The organism is Acinetobacter higginsii (genome assembly GCF_000369845.1).
GTDB classification, from domain to species: domain Bacteria; phylum Pseudomonadota; class Gammaproteobacteria; order Pseudomonadales; family Moraxellaceae; genus Acinetobacter; species Acinetobacter higginsii.
Genome location: NZ_KB850215.1, coordinates 78,491 through 100,311, shown reverse-complemented (window position 1 = coordinate 100,311; position 21,821 = coordinate 78,491). Strand labels below are relative to the sequence as shown.

General features: G+C 40.8%; 19 protein-coding genes. 14 read left to right on the top strand and 5 right to left on the bottom strand.

The features are described from left to right. Positions 1-128: 128 nt before the first annotated feature. Entirely contained in the window at positions 129-614 is a 486-nt protein-coding gene (locus tag F885_RS09170; protein WP_005317238.1) for an ankyrin repeat domain-containing protein, read from the bottom strand. A gap of 130 nt (positions 615-744) precedes the next feature. Continuing rightward, positions 745-2,268 carry a catalase gene (locus F885_RS09175; protein WP_005317236.1) on the bottom strand — a complete coding sequence of 508 codons (1,524 nt, stop codon included), beginning with the start codon at positions 2,266-2,268 and terminating at the stop codon, positions 745-747. A 195-nt stretch (positions 2,269-2,463) separates the two neighbouring features. Between F885_RS09175 and dtd the strand changes: the two genes are divergently transcribed. Further along, the gene (dtd, locus tag F885_RS09180; protein WP_005317234.1) at positions 2,464-2,904 is read left to right on the top strand and encodes a D-aminoacyl-tRNA deacylase; all 441 of its coding nucleotides are present in this window, start codon (positions 2,464-2,466) and stop codon (positions 2,902-2,904) included. A gap of 46 nt (positions 2,905-2,950) precedes the next feature. On the opposite strand, the gene F885_RS09185 is transcribed toward dtd, so the two are convergent. The 3 genes from F885_RS09185 to serB form a co-directional block, all read right to left on the bottom strand. After that, positions 2,951-3,430 (bottom strand): hypothetical protein, encoded by a 480-nt coding sequence (locus tag F885_RS09185; protein WP_005186060.1) that lies wholly within the window; start codon positions 3,428-3,430, stop codon positions 2,951-2,953. 148 nt (positions 3,431-3,578) lie between these two features. After that, positions 3,579-3,914: a ciprofloxacin tolerance protein AciT gene (gene aciT, locus F885_RS09190; RefSeq protein WP_005317231.1), complete on the bottom strand. Its 336-nt coding sequence runs from the start codon at positions 3,912-3,914 to the stop codon at positions 3,579-3,581. 406 nt (positions 3,915-4,320) lie between these two features. Then, entirely contained in the window at positions 4,321-5,541 is a 1,221-nt protein-coding gene (gene serB / locus F885_RS09195; RefSeq protein ID WP_005317229.1) for a phosphoserine phosphatase SerB, read from the bottom strand. Between the two features lie 61 nt (positions 5,542-5,602). Between serB and F885_RS09200 the strand changes: the two genes are divergently transcribed. From F885_RS09200 to F885_RS09260, 13 genes are all read left to right on the top strand, one after another. Continuing rightward, positions 5,603-6,898, top strand: coding sequence for a hypothetical protein (locus F885_RS09200; protein ID WP_171068211.1), 1,296 nt, complete (start codon positions 5,603-5,605; stop codon positions 6,896-6,898). A gap of 283 nt (positions 6,899-7,181) precedes the next feature. Continuing rightward, a complete protein-coding gene (gene ribBA, locus F885_RS09205; protein ID WP_004803465.1) occupies positions 7,182-8,303 on the top strand; it encodes a bifunctional 3,4-dihydroxy-2-butanone-4-phosphate synthase/GTP cyclohydrolase II in 1,122 nt (373 codons plus the stop codon). An 11-nt stretch (positions 8,304-8,314) separates the two neighbouring features. Next, the gene (gene ribH / locus F885_RS09210; protein WP_004803462.1) at positions 8,315-8,785 is read left to right on the top strand and encodes a 6,7-dimethyl-8-ribityllumazine synthase; all 471 of its coding nucleotides are present in this window, start codon (positions 8,315-8,317) and stop codon (positions 8,783-8,785) included. 3 nt (positions 8,786-8,788) lie between these two features. Continuing rightward, complete coding sequence (nusB, locus tag F885_RS09215) at positions 8,789-9,238, top strand: transcription antitermination factor NusB (protein WP_004803459.1); 450 nt, start codon at positions 8,789-8,791, stop codon at positions 9,236-9,238. Between the two features lie 14 nt (positions 9,239-9,252). Beyond that, positions 9,253-10,170: a thiamine-phosphate kinase gene (gene thiL, locus F885_RS09220; RefSeq protein WP_005317222.1), complete on the top strand. Its 918-nt coding sequence runs from the start codon at positions 9,253-9,255 to the stop codon at positions 10,168-10,170. After that, positions 10,148-10,669: a phosphatidylglycerophosphatase A family protein gene (locus F885_RS09225; RefSeq protein WP_005317219.1), complete on the top strand. Its 522-nt coding sequence runs from the start codon at positions 10,148-10,150 to the stop codon at positions 10,667-10,669. Before thiL ends, F885_RS09225 begins: the two co-directional genes overlap by 23 nt. A 19-nt stretch (positions 10,670-10,688) precedes the next feature. Next, on the top strand, positions 10,689-12,053 hold the full coding sequence (glmU, locus tag F885_RS09230) for a bifunctional UDP-N-acetylglucosamine diphosphorylase/glucosamine-1-phosphate N-acetyltransferase GlmU (protein WP_005317216.1): 1,365 nt from the start codon (positions 10,689-10,691) through the stop codon (positions 12,051-12,053). A 12-nt stretch (positions 12,054-12,065) separates the two neighbouring features. Beyond that, on the top strand, positions 12,066-13,904 hold the full coding sequence (glmS, locus tag F885_RS09235) for a glutamine--fructose-6-phosphate transaminase (isomerizing) (RefSeq protein WP_005317212.1): 1,839 nt from the start codon (positions 12,066-12,068) through the stop codon (positions 13,902-13,904). 159 nt (positions 13,905-14,063) lie between these two features. After that, positions 14,064-14,873, top strand: coding sequence for a heteromeric transposase endonuclease subunit TnsA (locus F885_RS09240; RefSeq protein ID WP_005142106.1), 810 nt, complete (start codon positions 14,064-14,066; stop codon positions 14,871-14,873). Further along, positions 14,857-16,947, top strand: coding sequence for an integrase catalytic domain-containing protein (locus F885_RS09245; RefSeq protein WP_005142108.1), 2,091 nt, complete (start codon positions 14,857-14,859; stop codon positions 16,945-16,947). The genes F885_RS09240 and F885_RS09245 overlap by 17 nt, the downstream gene beginning before the upstream one ends. Continuing rightward, complete coding sequence (locus F885_RS09250; RefSeq protein ID WP_005142110.1) at positions 16,944-18,596, top strand: AAA family ATPase; 1,653 nt, start codon at positions 16,944-16,946, stop codon at positions 18,594-18,596. Before F885_RS09245 ends, F885_RS09250 begins: the two co-directional genes overlap by 4 nt. A 15-nt stretch (positions 18,597-18,611) precedes the next feature. After that, complete coding sequence (locus F885_RS09255) at positions 18,612-20,144, top strand: TnsD family Tn7-like transposition protein (RefSeq protein ID WP_005142112.1); 1,533 nt, start codon at positions 18,612-18,614, stop codon at positions 20,142-20,144. Then, positions 20,134-21,720: a Tn7-like element transposition protein TnsE gene (locus F885_RS09260; protein WP_005142113.1), complete on the top strand. Its 1,587-nt coding sequence runs from the start codon at positions 20,134-20,136 to the stop codon at positions 21,718-21,720. The genes F885_RS09255 and F885_RS09260 overlap by 11 nt, the downstream gene beginning before the upstream one ends. Positions 21,721-21,821 lie beyond the last annotated feature (101 nt).

Here is a 21,821-nt window from a genome sequence, read left to right as displayed (position 1 = left end):
TATTCTATTTCAAGCATTAAAGCATACTTTTACGCAGAAATGAGTCTGTCTACGACGATGGATATTGTTCTCGAAATCATTTGATTCAGCGTCTTTTAGAATTCAATAGTTTAGAGTAATAGCAAAGCTTAGTTGGATAGCTCAGCCTGAATCTGTTTTAAACGTTGCTGTTGTCCAAATTGAATTGCGAACTGTTCAGCAGTGAGCTGTCCAGTTTTCTCTGCATTAATGTCACAGTCGACCTGACGTAATTGTTTGGCAATACTCCATTCAGCTTTGACAATCGCCCCCATTAAAGCGGTATGTCCACGTTTGTCTCGTAGACAACGATTGGCATTGTGTTGCAACAATGTTTTTACTGCATCTTTCTGCCCATAATAACTCGCCATCATCAATGCGCTATAACCAGAATGATCTTGAATATCAACGGGGAACCCTTGCTTTAAAAACTCTTGCAAGACCTCGATATTGCCGACTTTGGCTGCGGAGAAAAATAGCTCAACCACCTCCTCTGATCCTTTGTCTGTGACAGATGGTGTGTCTGTATTGGCAGAAACAGAGAAACTGCCACAAAGTAAGCTGATCGTAAATAATAAAGACCGAAAATGAAGCATTATTCACATCCAATTAAAAGCCTAAAAAGGAATGCCTGTAACACTCGCCCTAGGTGCAGGAAAGGCTATTGAGGTTACAGGACTTTCTGGGGGTAACATTCAGGCACCTGTTACCACATCATGAAAACGTTTATTCGTCTTTTAGTTGAGATGCTTTGGCCTGTACATTTTTTAGATTCACATTTAGCACTTTGGCAAGACGTGTCCCATAATCGGCATCGGCCTTATAAAAGTAAGACAGCATAATGGTCTTGGTTTCAATGTCTTTTACTGCTCCTAAATCTGCAGCAAGATTACGAATCAAGTCATTCTTTTCAACAGCTGAATAGCTGCGATAAAGCTCGCCTGCCTGTTTAAATGGCTGCTCTTTTTGAATCGCATGCTGCATCACTGTACCTTGCAACGGCGTTTGTACAGCTCTGGCAATCTCAGTGGATTGTTTAGGCTCAATCGTACTTGGCTCATAATTCACATGGGATTCAGTCTGGCCCATGTTCATAAAGCCTTCTTGGTTATTGTTATTTACCGCGACATGTGGACGATTAACTGGAATCTGCTGATGGTTCGCACCTAGACGGTATAACTGTGTATCCGAATAAGAGAAGATACGACCTTGTAATAAACGGTCTTCCGATGGCTCAATCCCAGGAATTAAGTTACCTGGAGCAAATGCCGATTGTTCTGTCTCCTGGAAGAAATTTTTCGGCATACGATTCAGTGTCAAGGTTCCGACTTTCACTTCAGGGACTAGATCATTTGGCCATATTTTGGTTGCATCTAATGGATTAAAATCAAATTTGTCCAGATCTTTTGAATCAAGCACCTGAATGTATAAGTCCCATTTCGGATAGTTTCCGGCATAGACATTTTTGTACATATCATTGGTCAAATGGCTCCAGTCACGGCCCTGTACTTCTCGTACCTGATCCAGATTCAGACCTTTCACGCCTTGTTTCGAACGCCAGTTAAATTTGACGTACTTATACTCACCTTTCTCGTTGTATAACTTGAATGCATGCACGCCAAAGCCATCCAGTGTACGGTAGCTTTCAGGTGTGCCCAAGTTTGAATAGACATAGGTCAACATATTGATTGACCATGGCTGACTTTTTAAGAAATCAAAAACTCGGTTCGGATCTTGGACATTGGTAACAGGATCAGGCTTCATCGCATGGACAAAATCAGGGAACTTGATCGCATCTCGGATAAAGAATACGGGTAGGTTATTGCCGACCAAATCCCAGTTCCCTTGCTGCGTATAGAATTTCACTGCAAAACCATGCGGATCACGTGCAGTTTCTGGAGAACCTTTAGGATGAATCACCGTTGAAAAGCGAACAAAAACAGGGGTTGTGGTACCTGCCTTAAACATAGAAGCGACGGTTAAATCAGACAAATCTTTTGTTGCGACGAAATCACCATAAACACCTGTACCCCGTGCATGCACAACACGCTCGGGAATGCGTTCACGACCAAAACGTTGTAATTTTTGAATCAGTTGTACATCTTGTAGTAGCGTTGCGCCATTCACACCTGCTGTCATTGAGTTTTGATTATCACCTACAGGTGCACCATTGTCTTTTGTTAAAGGCGCTGCATACGCGGTGCCAAGCGTTGCTGCCATTATCGTAAATAAAAAAGTTCGCTTAAACATGCTATTAAATCCAAAATCTAAATACCTTTCCTGCACGAGGACTATACAAAGATTTGAACAATAGATAAAAAAGATAATTTTAATAAAATAAATCGAAAAATAAGATTAAGGCCAACCAAGCATCTTGCTGGGGTCGGTGTAGAACAACCAAATCTGTTAGACTGTTGCGCTGATTCAATACCGATCTTCATTTTTATGCGCGCATTAATTCAACGTGTCCTCGAAGCCAAAGTTGTGGTTGAAGGGCAAATCACTGGCGAAATTCAACACGGCTTATTGGTATTTTTAGGTCTAGGCAAAGAAGACACATTAGAAAAAGGCCAAAAGCTGATTGATAAGATTTTGAAGTATCGTATTTTTGATGATGAGCAAGGCAAAATGGGCTGGAATGTTAGCCAAGCCAATGGTGGGGTTTTATTGGTTTCACAATTTACCTTGATGGCACAAACTCAAAAAGGCCTACGTCCTGACTTTGGACCCGCCATGCCTCCAGCAGAAGCCAAAGCCCTATATGAACAATTGGTTGAATATGCGCAACAACAATTCGACCATGTGCAAACAGGTATTTTTGCAGCGGATATGAAAGTTCATTTAATTAATGATGGACCAGTCACTTTCAATTTAGAGATTGAATAATTCTAGGCAATAAAAAACTCCCGATTTGGGAGTTTTTTATGACAGCTTATTTGCCAGTTTTTTCTTTAATAAAGGCACGTGCTTGACGAATTTTTTCTTTGACTGGTTTTGGTACTTTAGGTGGAATCAACTTCGCCGCTTGGTTAAACCAAACTAGCAGGCTAAAGTCACCTTCCATTTTGATGCTGCCATCTTGCATACCGGTCATAAATGCAGTTGGGTCGCCTTTTAGCAACGTTTTTACACCTTGCTCACTCGATGCAAATTGTAAAATAAAATCAGCTTTTTCTGGGCTACCAGCCACTGTCTCGATCTTGCCACGGTTCACAATGATCTGACGTGCCAAACCTAAATCTGTACCAATCTGAATACGAAATTCACGGTCATGAACCAATTCAATAAACTTTGGGCTCGTACGTGCCAATTGCTTCATACGTAACGCCAAACCTGCCACTAATAAATCAAGTGGATCAGTGCTTACATCAACGATAGGTAACTTAACCACAGGTAAAGAAGAAAGCTTCATGACATTTATGCCTACAGTATTATGATGAAAATTAAGACAACCGTATCCTAGCACAATTGTATATGGGTCTGTAAAAGCTTTGTTGCAGAAAATTAGTACAAAAAAGGCATGCTGAGCATGCCTTTGATGTTATTCAAATTATTATAATTTATCTGCTAGAACATTGCTGCTGGTCGTCCTTATATACAGGTGTATGTTCAATATACTGACGATTTGCCAGCTCTTTTTGTGCTTGTTTGTCTTCACGTAAAAGGATAAATGTAACCGTTATCATCGCAAGGCTTAACGCAGTCAAATAACTATAGGCGACGGACATCTCGAATATGGTTTGCGCACCAAAGCGCACCACTTCTAACAGTCCCCAGCACAGCATACCCGCCAACATAAAACCTAACCAACGACGATAAGGAGAAAAGAAAACAGCAATAACTGCGACAGCGATTAAGCCAAATCCAACCCACATGGTGAAATTCGCTGCTTCCATAGAAACCTCCGTCTTAAAAGGGGTGGTCTGTATTTAATTCAGACCTCTATATTTGTTCTGTAATCTCTAACAGTACTTCGTATTGCATTAACGTCTTTATGCATTATGGAGCGTTTTTTTTAGAAAAAAAGAGCCTGAAATTAACCTTACGACACAAGCTGTCGCAATATGCTTTTGTCATTACATTTTTAAAACATATAAAAGTCTTGAATGTCCATATAGCATCAATTACAGCGTGTCATTACAAAAAACTATGCCTATTTTTTGCTGCAAAAAAACTTTTTTCGGAATTTTTTTATCGTTGTTTTTCTATACATTTAGACATAATTATGACGAATAAATGACGTACAAAAAATGAATAAGGCCGCAGTAAAAGCGACCTTATTGAAACGCGATAAATGTTACTCTAAGCGCGGTTTAAATCCTTATCATGCATACCTAATAGGTACAGCACGCCATCTAAACCCACACTTGAAATTGCCTGATTGGCATTTTGACGGACCAAAGGTTTAGCACGGAATGCAACGCCTAGACCTGCAATTGAAAGCATCGGTAAGTCATTGGCACCATCACCCACGGCCATCGCCTGTTCTAGTGAAATCCCCATTTTTTCCGCCAGTTGACGCAGTAATTCTGCTTTACGAGCACCATCAACAATCGCACCCTTGACCTCACCTGTCACCACACCATTTTCGACATCTAAAATGTTGGCATGTACTTCATCAATTCCCAGTTTTGCTTGTAAATACTCAGCAAAGTACTGGAAACCGCCAGAGAGGATTGCGGTCTTATACCCCAAGGCCTTCAAGGTAGAGATCAAACGCTCTGCCCCTTCTGTCACCGTCAAACGTTCTGCAATTTTCGGCAATACCGAAGCATCCAAACCTTTTAATAACGCCACACGGGCACGGAAACTTTGTTGGAAATCAAGTTCACCCAGCATAGCACGCTCAGTAATTTCAGCAACTTGAGCGCCAACGCCTGCTTCTAATGCCAATTCATCAATGACTTCTTGCTCGATCAAGGTGGAGTCCATATCAAAACAAACTAAACGACGATTACGGCGATATGCATTGTCTTCTTGTACAGCGACATCAATATTTAACTCGCCAGATAGGCTTAAACATGCTGCACGCATCGCTTGAGCATCCAACATCTGTCCGCTGAGGCCAAACTGCACACAGGCACGACGTGGAAATTGGCTTTCTGCATCCAGATCTAAACGCCCAGATAAACGAGTGACCGTTTCAATATTAAAGCCTTGACTTGACACAATTTTAGTCACGGCTTGCAGATGTGCAGCGGTAAGTTCAGGTGCAAGCGCAGTCACGATATAGCGAGTTCGACCACCTTCACTTACCCATTGATCATATTCTGCGTTGGAGATTGGTTTAAATCGCACAGTTAAGCCAATATCATGTGCTAAAATCAAAATCTCTTTCATTGCTAATGCAGTTGCAGTCTCATTATCCGATGCAACAACGATCCCAAGGGTCAGTTGATTATGGATAACTGCCTGCCCCACATCGAGTATTTGCAAAGAATGTACGGATAGTACCTGCATTAATCGAGTAAACTGATTCGGTTGATCTGGTCCTAGAAAGGATATAAGAATGATTTCTCGCATGAATTGACTCGTGGTTGAGCGACAACTATTGTAAGAATCATAACATAACCCATGAATCTATTTGCCTTGGAAATTTAACTTGAATGCGCCTCGCCAAGGGCTATTTGCTAGCCTACTGATCGTAAGTTTTGCATTGCATACCTTTTTATTGGTGATTGCAACGACACATCAACTCAATGAAAATCGCGCTAGCCAAGGACAACTGATGACCAGTCAGTTAGTGGCAGATAGTCTTGCCGAGTTGGAACCAGCCAATACCGTTTCGCTGGCATTGGTGGCGAATCGTTATGCAACCAATCCGAGTGTTGCATCCATTCGTATTTTAGATGCCAATAAACAAGTGCTTGCAACCAGTGGGATGGCTAAAACCCGCCAAGGTGAAGTATTTGTTCGCGATGCGCTACAAAATGAAAAGAAAGTCGGTACCGTTGAAATTACCTTAATCCAACCAAGTATCGGTGAGATTTTGCGAACTCAATGGTTAGCGATTTTAGTTTCCCTGTTCATTCATGGCTTGATTTGGTTGGCTTATCGCGCCATCGCACGCCCAACACGTAGCGAATACTTGGCACGTATCAATCAAGAGAATCATCTCAAGCATGAGATTCAACGTTTAACCCAAGCTCTTGCCCTTGAAAAACAAAATGCCGTGACTTTGGTTACTCAGGCACAACAGCAGGCACAAGTTCAAGCCAAACCGCGTGTTGAAAAAAATCCAGCTGAATCCGTATCACTGGATAATCAAGCTTTGGCGCTCAATATTCAGTTTTATGATCCTAAGCAGTTATTGAATAGTGTGAACCAGTCTGTTTCAGTCCCGTATTTCAAGCTATGCCAATTATTTTTAGATAAAAGTATTGCGCTCTGTGCCAAGCATTACCAGATCGACGCGGCTCAGATTCAGGTGGTTCAAGAATTCAATGCTGATGGTGCAAGCTTAGCAACAACGTCTGAAAACAGTCATGCCCTTGAATGTCTGATGATGGTCGGAGCTGTTTTCCAATTATTGGCCGATGTACTGTATAAACGTTATCGTGAAGATAAACGTTTTGCCTTGCAAACCCGTGGTGCGGTTGCAAGTGCAGTCGATGCAATGCAGTTAGATGCAGTTGAAGCAGCGAAACGATTGGCACAACATTTACATGCCAAAGAAGCAGCGTTGCATTTAAATCATGAGCAGCTCAAAAGCATTCAAAACAGTTATGAATTGGTGGCAATGCCAAACCCAAGTAATATCATGACCCGCCATGCGTTTATGATTAATGGCATGAATGAAGAATGTGCAACATTGGCGCAAACGCTACGTACAGAAATTTTAATGGGTAAAAAAGCCAAAGCATCGACAGAGCTGGAATAAATAGCATTTAGACTACGCGAATAGAGTCATTCAAAACACAAGGCTTTGTCTAGATACAAAGCCTTGTGTTTTTTTGTTTAGCCCATAGATATAAAGCTTATAATCGCATCACACTGTCTTTTAAAGTGGCAAAGCTGGGCAGGATAATGTGTTGCAAGATAATTTGTTTGGCCTGACTTTTTATTGATAAAGAAGCACAGGCGAAATTTTTTAAAATGCGGTAAACTATGCCAGATTTATCGAATACTAGTGCCTAAAAAGGCAAGATAAAAGGTGAAAGCGAATGCCGCTGAGTCATGTTGAAGAGCTTGTTGCAGATATTCGTGCAGGCAAAATGGTCATCCTGATGGATGATGAAGATCGTGAAAATGAAGGTGACTTAGTCATCGCCGCAACGCATGTTCGCCCTGAAGATATTAACTTCATGATTACCCATGCACGTGGTTTGGTTTGCTTAACACTCAGTCGCGACCGCTGTAAACAGCTCAACCTTCCATTGATGGTTGATCAGAACGGCGCGCAACACGCAACCAACTTCACGCTTTCGATTGAAGCTGCAGAAGGCATCAGTACAGGTATTTCAGCTGCAGAACGCGCGCATACTATTCGTACTGCGGTTGCGGCACATGCCAAACCAAGTGATATTGTTCAACCGGGTCATATTTTCCCGTTAATGGCACAACCAGGTGGTGTTTTACACCGTGCAGGTCATACCGAAGCAGGTTGTGACCTCACCCGCTTAGCAGGTCTAGAGCCAGCGTCTGTGATCTGTGAAATTATTAATGATGACGGTACAATGGCACGTCGTCCTGATTTAGAAGTATTTGCAGAAAAACATGGCTTAAAAATTGGCACCATCGCGGACCTGATCCATTACCGCATGACCAATGAACAAACCGTTGAACGCTTGTCTCAAGAAACCATTGAGACTGAATACGGAACGTTTGAGCTGTATAAGTATCGTGAAATCGGCAATCCTGATATTCATGTTGCCTTAGTTAAAGGTGAACCAAAACAAGGCGTCACTACGGTACGTGTTCATGGTTTCAGCCCGATTCGTGATTTATTAAAACTTAATAAAGCCGATGGTTCTCCTGCTTGGAACTTAGACCTTGCTATGCAAACGATTGCTGCAAGTGATCGCGGTGTACTGGTATGGATTGGTCAGGGTCAATTAGAAGATCTTGGTCCTGCATTGCAGAATTTAAATCAGCCAAAACCACTGAAATCCAATGCCGCACTTTCTCACCAATATCAAACCATTGGTGTGGGTGCACAGATTTTACGTGATTTAGGCGTTGAGAAAATGAAGTTGTTGAGTTCTCCACTTCGTTTCAATGCCTTATCCGGATTCAATTTAGAGGTAGTGGAATACATCACTGCCGATCAAATCACAGCAAAATAATCGAGGTTGCTATGGCAATTCGCCGAATTGAAGGTTTATTACATCTCGCAAGCGAAGGTCGTTATGCGATCTTAGTCGGTCGTTTCAACAGCTTCGTTGTTGAACATTTACTTGAAGGCGCAATCGACACTTTAAAACGCCATGGCGTTGCAGAAGAAGCGATTACTGTTATTCATGCACCAGGTGCATGGGAACTGCCGATTGTTGCGAAAAAATTAGCAGCTTCAAATAAATTTGATGCCATCATTGCATTAGGTGCAGTGATTCGTGGTAGCACACCTCACTTTGACTTTGTTGCAGGTGAATGTGCAAAAGGCTTAGGCGTAGTTGCTCTTGAAAGCACAATGCCTGTAATCAATGGTGTATTAACTACAGACAGCATTGAGCAAGCAATTGAACGTTCTGGTACGAAAGCAGGAAACAAAGGTAGCGAAGCTGCATTGACTGCAATCGAAATGGTTAACTTATTAAAGGCAATTTAAAGCATGTCGCAAACACTTCAGGCCGCTTATGCAGCGAAACGCAAAGCACGTCGTTTTGCTGTACAAGGGATTTATGAATGGCAAATGAGTCAGAACCCAGTACATGAAATTGAAGCACGCACGCGTGTAGAAAATGCCATGCACAAAGTTGACCTTAACTATTACCATGAATTACTTACTCAAGTGATTGCTCAACATGAAGCTTTAGATGAGTTGCTCATTCCAGTGCTTGATCGTGAATTAAGCGCATTGGATGGTGTCGAGCTTGCAACCCTACGACTCGGTGCGTATGAACTCCGAGATCATCTTGAAGTTCCATACCGCGTTGTACTTGATGAAGCGATTGAGCTAGCTAAACACTTTGGTGGTGCAGACAGTCATAAATACATCAATGGTGTATTAGACCGTCTTTCATCAAAGCTGCGTGAAGCTGAAAAACAGCAAGCAAAATAATAGGCTTATGTTAAATGGCTGAGTTTTCAATTATTGAGCATTACTTTAAACGCACATCCAATACGGATGTCAGTTTAGGCATCGGTGATGACTCAGCCATTATTACCCCACCTTCTTCACAACAACTGGTGATCTGTGCAGATACACTGGTTGCTGGTCGTCATTTCCCCTTAGACACCGCTGCCCATGCCATCGGCTGGAAAAGCGTTGCAGTCAATTTATCTGACTTGGCAGCAATGGGGGCAAAACCTCATAGTATTTTACTCGCACTGAGTCTCCCAACTGTTGATCATGACTGGCTGGCTGGATTTAGTCAGGGCTTGTTTGATTGCTGCGATCAGTTCGGTGTTAGCCTGATTGGTGGTGATACCACCCAAAGTACTCAACTCACGATTAGTGTGACTGCACTAGGCTGGATTGAACAGGGTCAGGCCATTACCCGTGCAGGTGCACAAGTTGGTGACTATATTTGTGTGAGTGGACAGATTGGCGATGCTGCATTTGGATTACAGCATCTAGGGCATGCACTACAACAACGCTTAGATTATCCAACCCCACGTTGTCATTTGGGTCAACAGCTCAAAGGGTTGGCATCGAGTATGATTGATATCTCAGATGGATTGGCGCAAGACTTAGGTCATATTTTAAAAGCATCCAATGTCGGTGCAAAATTACAGCTTGAGCAACTTCCGTTAGATGCATCACTGAAACAACTTGATCTGCAACAAGCTTGGCATTATGCGCTTGCAGGTGGTGATGATTACGAATTATGCTTTACAATATCACCGCAAAACTTCAAAGAACTGTCGCGACAACAATTAGATGTTCCGCTTACAATAATCGGCGAAATTACCCAACAAACTGGATTGTTATTTGAGTATATGGGCAAAGCACACCCATTACATGTTCATGGATACCAACACTTTGCATAAGCCTCCCATTCACTTTAGCCAAATGACTTGGTTTGCCCGCTTCATCGTATTCTGTGGTGTCGGTTTTGGTTCTGGTTTAGCACCCAAAGCCCCTGGAACCTTTGGTTCTGCCTTTGCACTGTTATTTGTACCACTATGGCTCTATTTGGGTCTGTCGGCCAGTATCGTTGTGGTTATTTTAATGTCCTTAATTGGCATTTATATCTGTGGACATACTGCAAAAGTCATCAATGTGCATGACGATGGTCGCATTGTCTGGGATGAGTTTGCAGGACAATCCATTACCCTCCTGCCTTTGCTCTATTTACAGCAAATGAATTGGCTGTGGGTCATTGTCGGATTCATCTTATTCCGTATATTTGATGTCTGGAAACCATTCCCAATTAGCTGGGCTGACCAAAAAGTGTCTGGCGGCTTAGGGATCATGCTGGATGACATCATTGCTGGCCTTTGGGCAGCACTCTGTATTCTTATTTTTCATTTTTATCTTTTGACTTAAGCCACTATTAGAGTTAGTTATGTCAACAACTGTTATTATTCTTGCAGCTGGGAAAGGAACGCGGATGCGTTCACAATTACCAAAAGTATTACAACCACTTGCAGGTCGTCCTCTGCTTGGACATGTGATTCAAACCGCAAAAAAACTCAATGCCCAAAACATTATTACCATATATGGACATGGCGGTGAGCTGGTTAAAAAAAGCTTTGCAGCAGAACAGATTGAATGGGTTGAGCAGGCAGAACAATTAGGCACAGGCCATGCAGTACAAATGACCTTACCTGTTTTACCACAAGAAGGTGTTTCACTGATTTTATCAGGCGATGTACCTTGTATTCAGGCAGATACGCTACAAAAATTATTGGATGCATCCACTCAAACAGGCATTGGCTTAGTGACACTCACAGTCGATGATGCAACAGGTTATGGCCGGATTGTTCGCCAAGATGGTAAAATTCAGGCCATTGTTGAACATAAAGATGCCAACGAAGCACAACGCCAAATTAAAGAATTTAATACTGGCATTTATTGTGTCAGCAATGCAAAACTTCATGAATGGTTGCCTCAACTTTCTAATGAAAATGCGCAAGGTGAATATTACCTCACTGATATTGTCGCGATGGCAATTGCGGATGGCTTAGAAGTTGCCTCAGTTGAACCAGAGCTTGCGTTTGAGGTTGAAGGTGTGAATAACCGCTTACAACTTGCGACCTTGGAACGTCAGTTCCAACAGCAGCAAGCCAAAGAATTGATGCTACAAGGTGTTCACTTAATTGACCCAAATCGTTTTGATTTACGTGGTACCTTAAGCTGTGGGCAAGACGTACAAATTGATGTCAATGTTATCATCGAAGGCGACTGTGAACTGGGCGATAACGTACAACTTGGCGCAGGCTGTATTCTAAAAAATACCCGTATTGCTGCTGGTACAAAAGTTCAGCCCTATAGTATTTTTGAGAATGCGATTGTCGGCGAAAACACCCAAATTGGGCCTTTCGCACGTTTACGCCCAGGTGCAAACCTTGCCAATGACGTACATATCGGCAACTTCGTTGAAGTAAAGAATACAAATATGGGTCTAGGCTCAAAAGCCAATCACTTTACTTATTTAGGTGATGCAGATATTGGTGCGGGCTGTAATATTGGTGCAGGTACCATTACCTGTAATTATGATGGTGCCAATAAACACCGTACCATTATTGAAGACAATGTATTCATTGGAACCAATAACTCCTTGGTTGCACCAATTAAAATTGGTCGAGGTGCTACAACAGGTGCAGGATCAACCCTCACTCGAGATGTAGCTGAGCATAGTTTGGCTGTCGAACGATCAAAACAGTTTGAAAAAGCAAATTATCAACGTCCCCAAAAGCTGAAAAAATAAGAGGATAAAATTATGTGTGGTATTGTTGGTGGCGTTGCTGAACGTTGTGTAACCGATATTCTGATTGAAGGACTAAAACGCCTTGAATACCGTGGCTATGACTCTGCTGGTTTAGCATTACTCAATAATCAAAAAATCTTACGTGAACGTCGTGTTGGTAAAGTTGCCAACTTAGCTGAAGCCGTGTCAGAACAGCACTTAACTGGAAATGTCGGGATTGCACACACACGTTGGGCAACTCACGGTAAACCGACAGAAAATAATGCACACCCGCACGTTTCGGGTGATGTTGCAGTGGTTCATAACGGGATCATTGAAAACTACCAAGACCTTAAAGATGAATTGCAAGCTTTAGGTTATGTGTTTACCTCGCAGACCGACACTGAAGTTGTTGCGCACCTCGTTAACGATGCGCTAAAGCAAACAGATAGCCTGTTGGAAGCGGTACAAAAGATTACACCACGCCTTAAGGGTGCTTATGCACTTGGGATTGTGCACACAGCACATCCAGACGAGCTGATTACGGTTCGTGAAGGTTCGCCACTGGTGATTGGTGTCGGTATTGGTGAAAACTTTATCAGTTCCGACCAATTGGCTTTATTACCAGTCACCAATCGCTTCGTTTATCTAGAAGAAGGTGATATTGCGCGTTTAACCCGTACCAGTATTGAAGTTTTTGTCAACGGCGAGCCTGTACAACGTCCAGTCAAAGAGTTAGATGCAACGGTCAGCAATGCATCTAAGGGCGAATATAAGCACTTCATGCTGAAAGAAATCTATGAGCAGCCTGAAGCGATTCAGCAAACCATTTCTCAAGCATTGAACGGCAATAGCTTACGTGAAGATTTCCTCAATCATGCCAATGCCGATTTTGACAAGATTCAGCAAATCCAGATCATTGCCTGTGGGACCAGCTACCATGCAGGGATGATTGCTAAATATTGGTTTGAACAACTGATTGGCGTCCCTTGCCAAGTTGAGATTGCCAGTGAGTTCCGTTACCGCACACCGGTGATTGTGGCAAATACACTGTATATTTGTATTTCACAATCTGGTGAAACAGCTGATACCTTAGCCGCATTACGTGAAACCCAAAAACGTGCCAAGGCAAGCAATATTGACATCAGTACCATGACGATTTGTAACGTTGCAACCTCATCAATGGTTCGTGAAACAGATCATCATTTACTGACGCTTGCTGGTCCTGAAATTGGGGTGGCGTCAACAAAAGCCTTTACCACGCAACTTGCAGCATTGATGTTATTGATCTTAAAAATTGGTCAAGTCAAAAATCGCTTGTCTGATGCTCAATTGAATGAGATCACAACAGCACTTTGGCATTGTCCAAAAGTGATTTTAGACACCTTACAAGGTGATACTGAAATTCTGCGTTTATCTGCATTATTCGTTGAGAAAAATCACTGTTTATTCTTGGGCCGTGGTACACACTTCCCGATCGCACTTGAAGGCGCATTGAAACTGAAAGAAATTTCATATATTCATGCGGAAGGTTATGCAGCAGGTGAGTTGAAGCATGGTCCATTGGCATTAGTGGATAATGAAATGCCTGTGGTCATCTTAGCACCACAAGATGACATGCTCGATAAACTCAAATCGAACATGGAAGAAGTACAAGCCCGTGGTGGTGAATTATTTGTCTTTGCAGATGAAAATAGCGGTATTCACGGTAAAGATCGTCAACACGTGGTTCATGTGCCAACGGTAAATGAATGGTTAGCACCGATCGTTTACAGCGTGCCTGTACAACTGTTGTCTTATCATGTTGCCGTGTTACGCGGTACTGATGTCGATCAACCACGTAACCTTGCGAAGAGTGTTACGGTCGAGTAATTCGATACAGCTATCAACGTTGTTTGTGTGTTTGGACAATATAGTTTTAAACTAAACATTAAAGTTCTAAACTGTAACAATATAGTTCTAAACTAGACATTAAAGTTGTAAACTAGCTAAACCCAGCTATACTGATTAAAAAGTAGGCTGGGTTTTTCTATGAGTAGAGCACCGAGATTCTTCACACAAGAACAAATTAGCAAAAGAATAAAAAGTGGTCGTGGACAAGGTATGGGAAAAGATTACCAACCATGGCTGACTATTCAGGATGTACCCTCTCGTGGGGTCTCTCATCGTATTTACTCTCATAAAACGCAAAGAGTTCATCATTTACTTTCTAATTTGGAACTGTATGTTTTTTTGATTTTAGATTGGTCTAGTTCTGTTCAGGATATTCGGGAACAATTTCCTTTGAATCTAGATGACACAAAAGAAATCTGTTTAGAGCATGGTTTGAGACATCCCAGCATACAAGGCTCGGAACAGGTCATGACTTCCGATTTTCTGATTGATACAAATGATAAGAAAAAACCTCAATTCGTTATTCAGGTGAAACCATTAAAAGAACTCATCAAAGAAAGAACAATTGAAAAACTCGAAATTGAACGTCGATACTGGGAGGTTAAAGAAATCCCATGGAGTATTGTGACGGAACAAAATATTCCCACAACTGCCCGAAAAAATCTTGAATGGTTGAGCCCTTTTATTACTGAACATTTAGAACCTGATATCTGGGATAGCCTACATACAATTTCTTATTATTTGTCAAAAAAACCAGGGGTTTCTATCATTAAACTCTGTACAGAAGTGGATACACAGGAAAAAACTACCTCTGGAACAACCCTACAATATTTAAGAACACTTATAGCAAATCGTTTAATTAAATTTGATATCCAACAGCCATTCCAGAAATTAAAAGGGTCTGACCTGCTGTTTGATTTAGAGGTGTCATATGTGGCAAATCAATGAGGTCGTTAAATTTGATGAAAGCCACTACCGGATTTTATTCTTTCAATCTGGCGAAATCATATGGATTCATATGGAGGAAACCAAAGGAGTTCCATCTTTAGTTCTTGAAGAACAACTTTCACAATGGATTGATGAAAAACGCTTATTTAGAAGTTCAGACCCTTTTGAATATCTTAAGTCTATAGAGCCACCCGTAAACTCAGTCGCTTTTGAAAAACGTGCTCAGGCTTACCGAATTATTGAACCAATCGTATATGACACGGGCTGTTTTAATGAAGAGATTAGAGCTAAACGGGTTCGTTTAGTAGAACAGACAAATATCGCAACTAAGGCGACGATATACAAATACCTACGCCGCTATTGGCAAAGAGGCCAAATTCCAAATGCCTTATTGCCAGATTATAGAAATGCTGGTGCACCAGGAAAGCCAAGAACCTTAGCTGGTTCTCAAAAATCTGGAGCAAAGCGTAAATTTGGTAATGGAACTGGTATTAAAATTACACCAGAAATTGAACGGCTCTTTCGATTAGTCGTTGAATCTGAATTATTAAATGACAAGAAAATCAATATCACATCGGCTCATCGACAATTTGAAGAACTTTTTGTCCAACATTACCCACATATAAAACAGGGAGATATTCCGACACGTAGACAGTTTGACCATTTCTACAAACGTGAATACGAACTTCCACAGAGAATAGAAGCCAGAACTCCTGTCTTGAGTTTCCAAAAAGATGTACGGCCATTAAGTGGAACTGCTACAGCTAATACCCTTGGGCCAGGTAGTCGTTATGAAATTGATGCAACTATTGCTGATATCTATTTAGTTGCTGATGATGATCGAAGCAAGATTCTAGGTCGTCCGATCCTATATGTAGTGGTTGACGTTTTTAGCAGAATGGTCGTGGGATTCTATATCGGATTTCATAATCCATCCTATGTTGTTGCTATGCAGGCGATTGTAAATGCTTGCAGTGATAAAGTCAGTTTATGCAAATTGCTTGGAATTGATATCGAGCCAGAACAATGGCCAACCCTAGGCTTGCCCGATGTCATCCTTGCTGACCGTGGTGAAATGATGAGTCATCAGGTCGAACGCTTAATCCAAGGCTATAATGTTCGTATTGAAAATGCGCCTGCTTATCGAGGGGATGCAAAAGGTATTGTTGAACGCTATTTTGGAACATTACAGGCAGAATTCAAACCTTATGCCCCTGGGGTAGTCAAAGGAAATCGTATTCAAAAACATGGTGAAAAAGATTACCGTCTTGAGGCGGTTGTACCTATTTCAGCCTTTGCCAAGATAATCATAAAGACCATACTTTATCGTAATCAGTATCATGTATTGGATACTTATGACAGAGATGCAGATTTCCCTCCAGACTTACCCTCAATTCCATTACATATATGGAACTGGGGAATCCAAAACCGTACAGGCCATCTTCGTACTGTAGATCCAGATACTTTACGGATCATGATACTACCTCGTAAAAAAGTTTCCATTTCCACTTCTGGTGTCAATTTATGGGGCCTGTATTACATTGGATCAGAGATACTTAGAGAAGGCTGGTTACATCGTAGTAAAGAAGTCACTCGCCCACAGGATCTCCAAGCTGCTTATGATCCAAGTTGTGTAGATAAGATATATTTATTCCCAAAACACGATAGTACGATCTATTGGGAATGTTCTTTATCAACCAAAAGTCGTCAATTTGCGGGTATGTCATTTTGGCAAGTGTGGGAGATACAAGATCAAGAAAAGAATCTACATGCAATTGAAAAAGATAACAGTAAAACTGCCCGTAGAGAGTTGGATCAATTTATTCGTGACACCATTGCTGAATCAAAAAAAATGGCGACCAACTCTGGTGTATCCAATCGCCAGCGTTTATCTGAAATTAAATCGAATAAAAAGTCTGTTCGTGAAAATGAGAAATTATCAAATACTTCCTTAAAAACTGATAAACACCCTAAAGATCAGGGAACAATTATTTCATTTAAGCCAAAACAAGATGAATCAAGCTATCCACAGTTCGTTCCAGGTCTTTTTGATGATGAGGATGATCAGTCATGACAAATCATATAATAAGAAATGCAGAATATCAGGACACTGGTGTTCATGCTTATAAAGATAACCCGTTCATTGAGGCTCTACCGCCTATTCAAGAACCTTTTGAAGATACAAAAAATCTTATCTCAAAAGTAACGCCTACTCTTGATGATCTAAAGCAAAAAAGAGTCATTCGTGCCCATAATATCCATCAGATCACAGGTTCTTTTTTTCAGCCTTTAGCAATGCATATGTTACTGAGTGAACGTATTTCTCTCATGATTCGTGGAGGATATGTTGGTCGTAATCCAAACACAGGAAAGTTGCAACAACACCTGCAAAATGGTTATGAAAGATTGCAAACACGTGATTTGAATGCCAAACGCTTTGATGAAACCGAATCAACTGCTCATAGCATGGCCATCATTGGCTGTTCAGGCAGTGGCAAGACGACCTCTTTACGAAGAATACTAGGGTCATATCCTCAAGTCATTTTTCACCCAGCATTAAATCGTCATCAGATCGTCTATTTAAAGATAGATTGCTCACATGATGGTTCACTTAAAGAACTTTGTCTCAATTTTTTTCGGGCGATTGATAAAATCATCGGTTCAAATTATGAGAAAAAGTATGGGATGAAAAGACATGGCGTAGAAACCATGCTTGCTCTCATGGCTCAAACAGCCAATATGTTTGCTTTAGGCCTGTTAGTCATCGATGAGATTCAACATTTAAGTCGGGCAAAGTCTGGTGGTTCAGAGAAAATGCTCAACTTCTTTGTCACTATGAGCAATACCATTGGTATTCCTGTACTTTTTGTGGGGACACCTAAAGCAAGAGACATCTTTGATCTTGATCTACGTTCCAGCCGACGTGCTGCTGGTCTAGGGTCTATCTTTTGGAACCCAATACCACAATACCTACCGGATCAGAAGAGTCAAAATCCTGAGTGGATAGCATTTACTAATACGCTTTGGAAGTTGCAGTATTTGCAGAAAAGAGACCCTATCTTAAGTGATGAGATTCGAGATACCTGGTTTGATTTGAGCCAAGGTATTCTCGATATTGTAGTAAAACTTTTTATTTTGGCCCAGTTACGTGCCCTCGCAACGGGAGCAGAAACGATTACTGTAGAGCTACTCAAGCGTGTTTATGAGGATGAACTGAAACTTGTACATCCTATGCTCAGCGCATTACGTTCAGGTATACCTGAAAGAATCGCTCAATTCTCAGATTTGGCTGTACCCGATATGGATAAGAAAATCATCCATCTTATTCAGAAAATCTCCGCATCTACGGTTGAATCCGAAGAAGACCGAGCCTTAAAACAGTTGAATAATGATGATCAACGACGTATCTACTTGATGCTAAAAGATGAGTTTCCGTCAGACTCCATCATCTTTGCCATTCAAAAAATTGTAGCGTTAAAACCCCAAATATCTAGACAACAGCTCTTGGCTGCTATTATTCAAGCAATGGAAACAGACAATACAACGTCACAAGTACCAGTAGTCAAAAAGAAAAACCAACGGATTAGCTTAAAACAATGGAATGAGCTGGAGGATACCGATCTTCGTCATGTTTTCTCAATGAACCCAACCAGCCCAGAAAGTATTTATACCCAATTAGACCATCAAGGTTTAATTCTGCAAATGTCAGACCTGTTGTCATAGTATGGGGTAAGAATCATGTGGAATTTTCCAACACCGCTTCCTGATGAGCTGATTTACAGTACCATCGCCCGTGCTGGATTACACCATGGCATTCAAAGTCCTAAACAGCTACTTGATGAGGTTTACCAAGATAGAAAAGTCGTTGCTACCATAGACTTACCCAGTCATTTAAATGCTATCGTACATTTATTAGAGCGAACTGGCTGTTTTACTTTAATAGACCTGATTTACAAACATACGATGTTTGGCTTATATGCACCTTTTGTTCAGGAATCCCATCGACAAAAAGCAATCATTTTAATGGCTGAGCAGGCATCTGGATCTATTCATCTTATGCTTGGTCTGAATGCTTCCAGAGTCCCCAACAACACCAAATTCCACTACTGTCCAATCTGCATACAGCAGCAACGAGAAACTTATGGAGAGTATTTCTGGAATCGGGCTTGGTTTCTACCCAATCTTTCAATCTGCCTGAAACACAATTGTTCACTTCTGTCTCAGGATTATATTCAACAACAGCATCGGCATCTTTTCTTGCCCTTATTACCAAATCAAACTCAAGACTCTGCTCATTCCTATTACAAGGAAGACTTCATATTAGGGCAAATGGCTGTAGATTTATTACAACTCGATCCTCAATCATCCCCAAGCTATGAACAATGGACTAGATTCTATCTGGAAATTGCTGATGCAAAGAATTTCCGTAGGGGGAATCATGTTTGTCATGATCAGACCTATGAGCAGGTGATTAATAAGTTTAATGATGTCTATCTCAAATCTAAGAATTTAGGGATTGATCCTGATCAAGATACGTCCTGGTTTAGATCGATTTTCAGAAAACATCGCAAAGCCTTTAGTTTCTTAGAACATTGTATTGTCTGGTCTTCATTTATACCCGAAATGTCACCTAAAGAAATTATGCAATATGTGGGTTCTATTTCAACAACCCCATATTTTGTAAAACGACCTATTTCTACTGAGAATGTTCCTCCTATAAAAATAAGAGAGATTAGACAAAAATGGCAAAATATCGTGCTACTTCATGGTGTAACGACTGGCCGTAATATTAAGTCAGGTCAGGCAATTTATATGTGGCTATATAGAAATGATCAAAATTGGCTACTGACCTTTAATTCAAGACATTTATCACAACCTCAAGTCCGAAAAAATAAAGTAAATTGGCTTATACGTGATTTTTCAATAACCAAAGAATTATTCAAAGTTTTATATCGTTCAAATGATGATTTAGCTTGTCCAAGAATGTCAAAAAATTGGTTTCTCAATCAGTTATCCAAAGGAAATTCCATTTCCAAACATTTGCACCAACTGCCTTTAAGTTCCAAATTTCTTTCAACTTATTCTGAAGATACAATGACTTATCAAATACGGAGAATTACCCATGCCATGATCAAGCTTGGTTATACCCAATCCAGTACTACAGATAGATGGCGGATATTACGACTTGCAGGATTAAGTAAAGAAAGAATTACTCAAGAAGCCCAAATTTTCCTAAATATGATTTGTGAGAAGAAGATTTATGCACATTAAACGCCTCCCTTTAGATACATTGATTACAGGTATAGGACGACTATTTAAATATGATGATAACCCCTGGTTTATTAATCTGTGGGGAGAATCCGAAGAATCTAAAGCAAAATATAACACCTCTTTTTCCCACATGCATTTGTTAGCCAAACGTCGCATTATCAACTCCACACAAAATGAGCATCGAAAGTCAGGCTTTTACCTAAAATTTAGATGTCCCCTACCAGCAGAGTGGATGTCTTTTGCCCAGTCTAAATCACAATTTCACTTTTTTGGGTTTGATGCTCTGGCAACGTTTTCAAATGAAGTTCAAACCGTTAAGCAAGTCCATATTCAATTGCCTCAGCTTGAGTTGGCAAGAGCTTTCTTCTTCCAGAATGCTTACCTAACTCGATCTGCGCTTGAGTTGAATGTGCTGGCAGAAGACTTTGACATTCAGAACAGGGCTGATCATTACTTGATTAATGTTCTTCCCTCATGTGAGGGTTCACTTGCACTTTCTCATTTCAATAAGCCTGGGTTTCGTCGATTTCTTGCATATTTACTCCTAAATAAAAACATAAGAGCTTCATACGAAAGCATCGCTCAACAGTGTCAGGCTTTTGAAAGTATCAATAATACGGTAAGAACATGGAACTTTAGTTTCATCCCACCCAATTTAACAGACGTGAACATTGAAGCGCATGGTTACTATGACAGGTTAACCAATACATTTAAGATAGATGAAATCATTGGCTTTTCTGGGCTCTCCACCCATATTGATAAGCCTGTTTATTTTCATCATGATAAATTTTCTAAAGCCTCAAAAAAATCGGGTAATACCAGTACCATACCACCAAAGCCGAATCATGCAGAGCCCAAACTCAATGATGAGGAAGAAGCAACGCCTAGCAACAAGCCTACTATTGTAGATGCTCCAACCACTTTACTTGATTTTAATGATCCATTTGAAACAAGGAAAGTCGCAGATAAAACTGGTACAAAAAACGCTGTTATCGTGGATGATGCTCAAGAGTATATTGATGAATTAATTGGTGATGTGAATGCAGATGAACCAGGAATTGGTGGTTCAGTTAAAGCGGGTGATTTTGAGGGTGCAAAGGATCAAACTGATGATGCCCATTTATACCTAGACCGTTTCTCCGCTTTTATGCAGATGCTTTATAAACTTGAGGAAAAGTATGGGATACAGTATTCACTAACTCTAAAAGTACTACCTGAAGTAGAAGGATTTACCAAACATCTAAAAGCAGATAAAAATCCACGCTGTATTGCTGAAGTACATTTCATTTATCGAGGCCAACATTTCATTTTACTAGAAGTTGATACATCCGATAATGCGACCCGTCTTTCAACGCAATTATTAACGATAAAAGATATGAATAGTTGGGAAGAAGATTATGAAAAACTTCGCAAGTTTGTGGTTCAAAAAACGCTTAACTGGCCACTTGGCTTTATCAAAAAAATAGCAATGCGACAGATCCGATTGAATCACCCTCGTATTGATGAAGGTCAAAACGTCGCTCTTGCAGACTTAGAAAGCTGGGCTAGTCGGATTTATACAGGTTTAACCCAATAAGAGTAGAAAACTATTAATAGCTATCTTCTAAATTTACACTTGTTTGGATGCTATTCTCTCATTCAATATTATAGATACTTTGTAAAGTGTAAATAGTGACT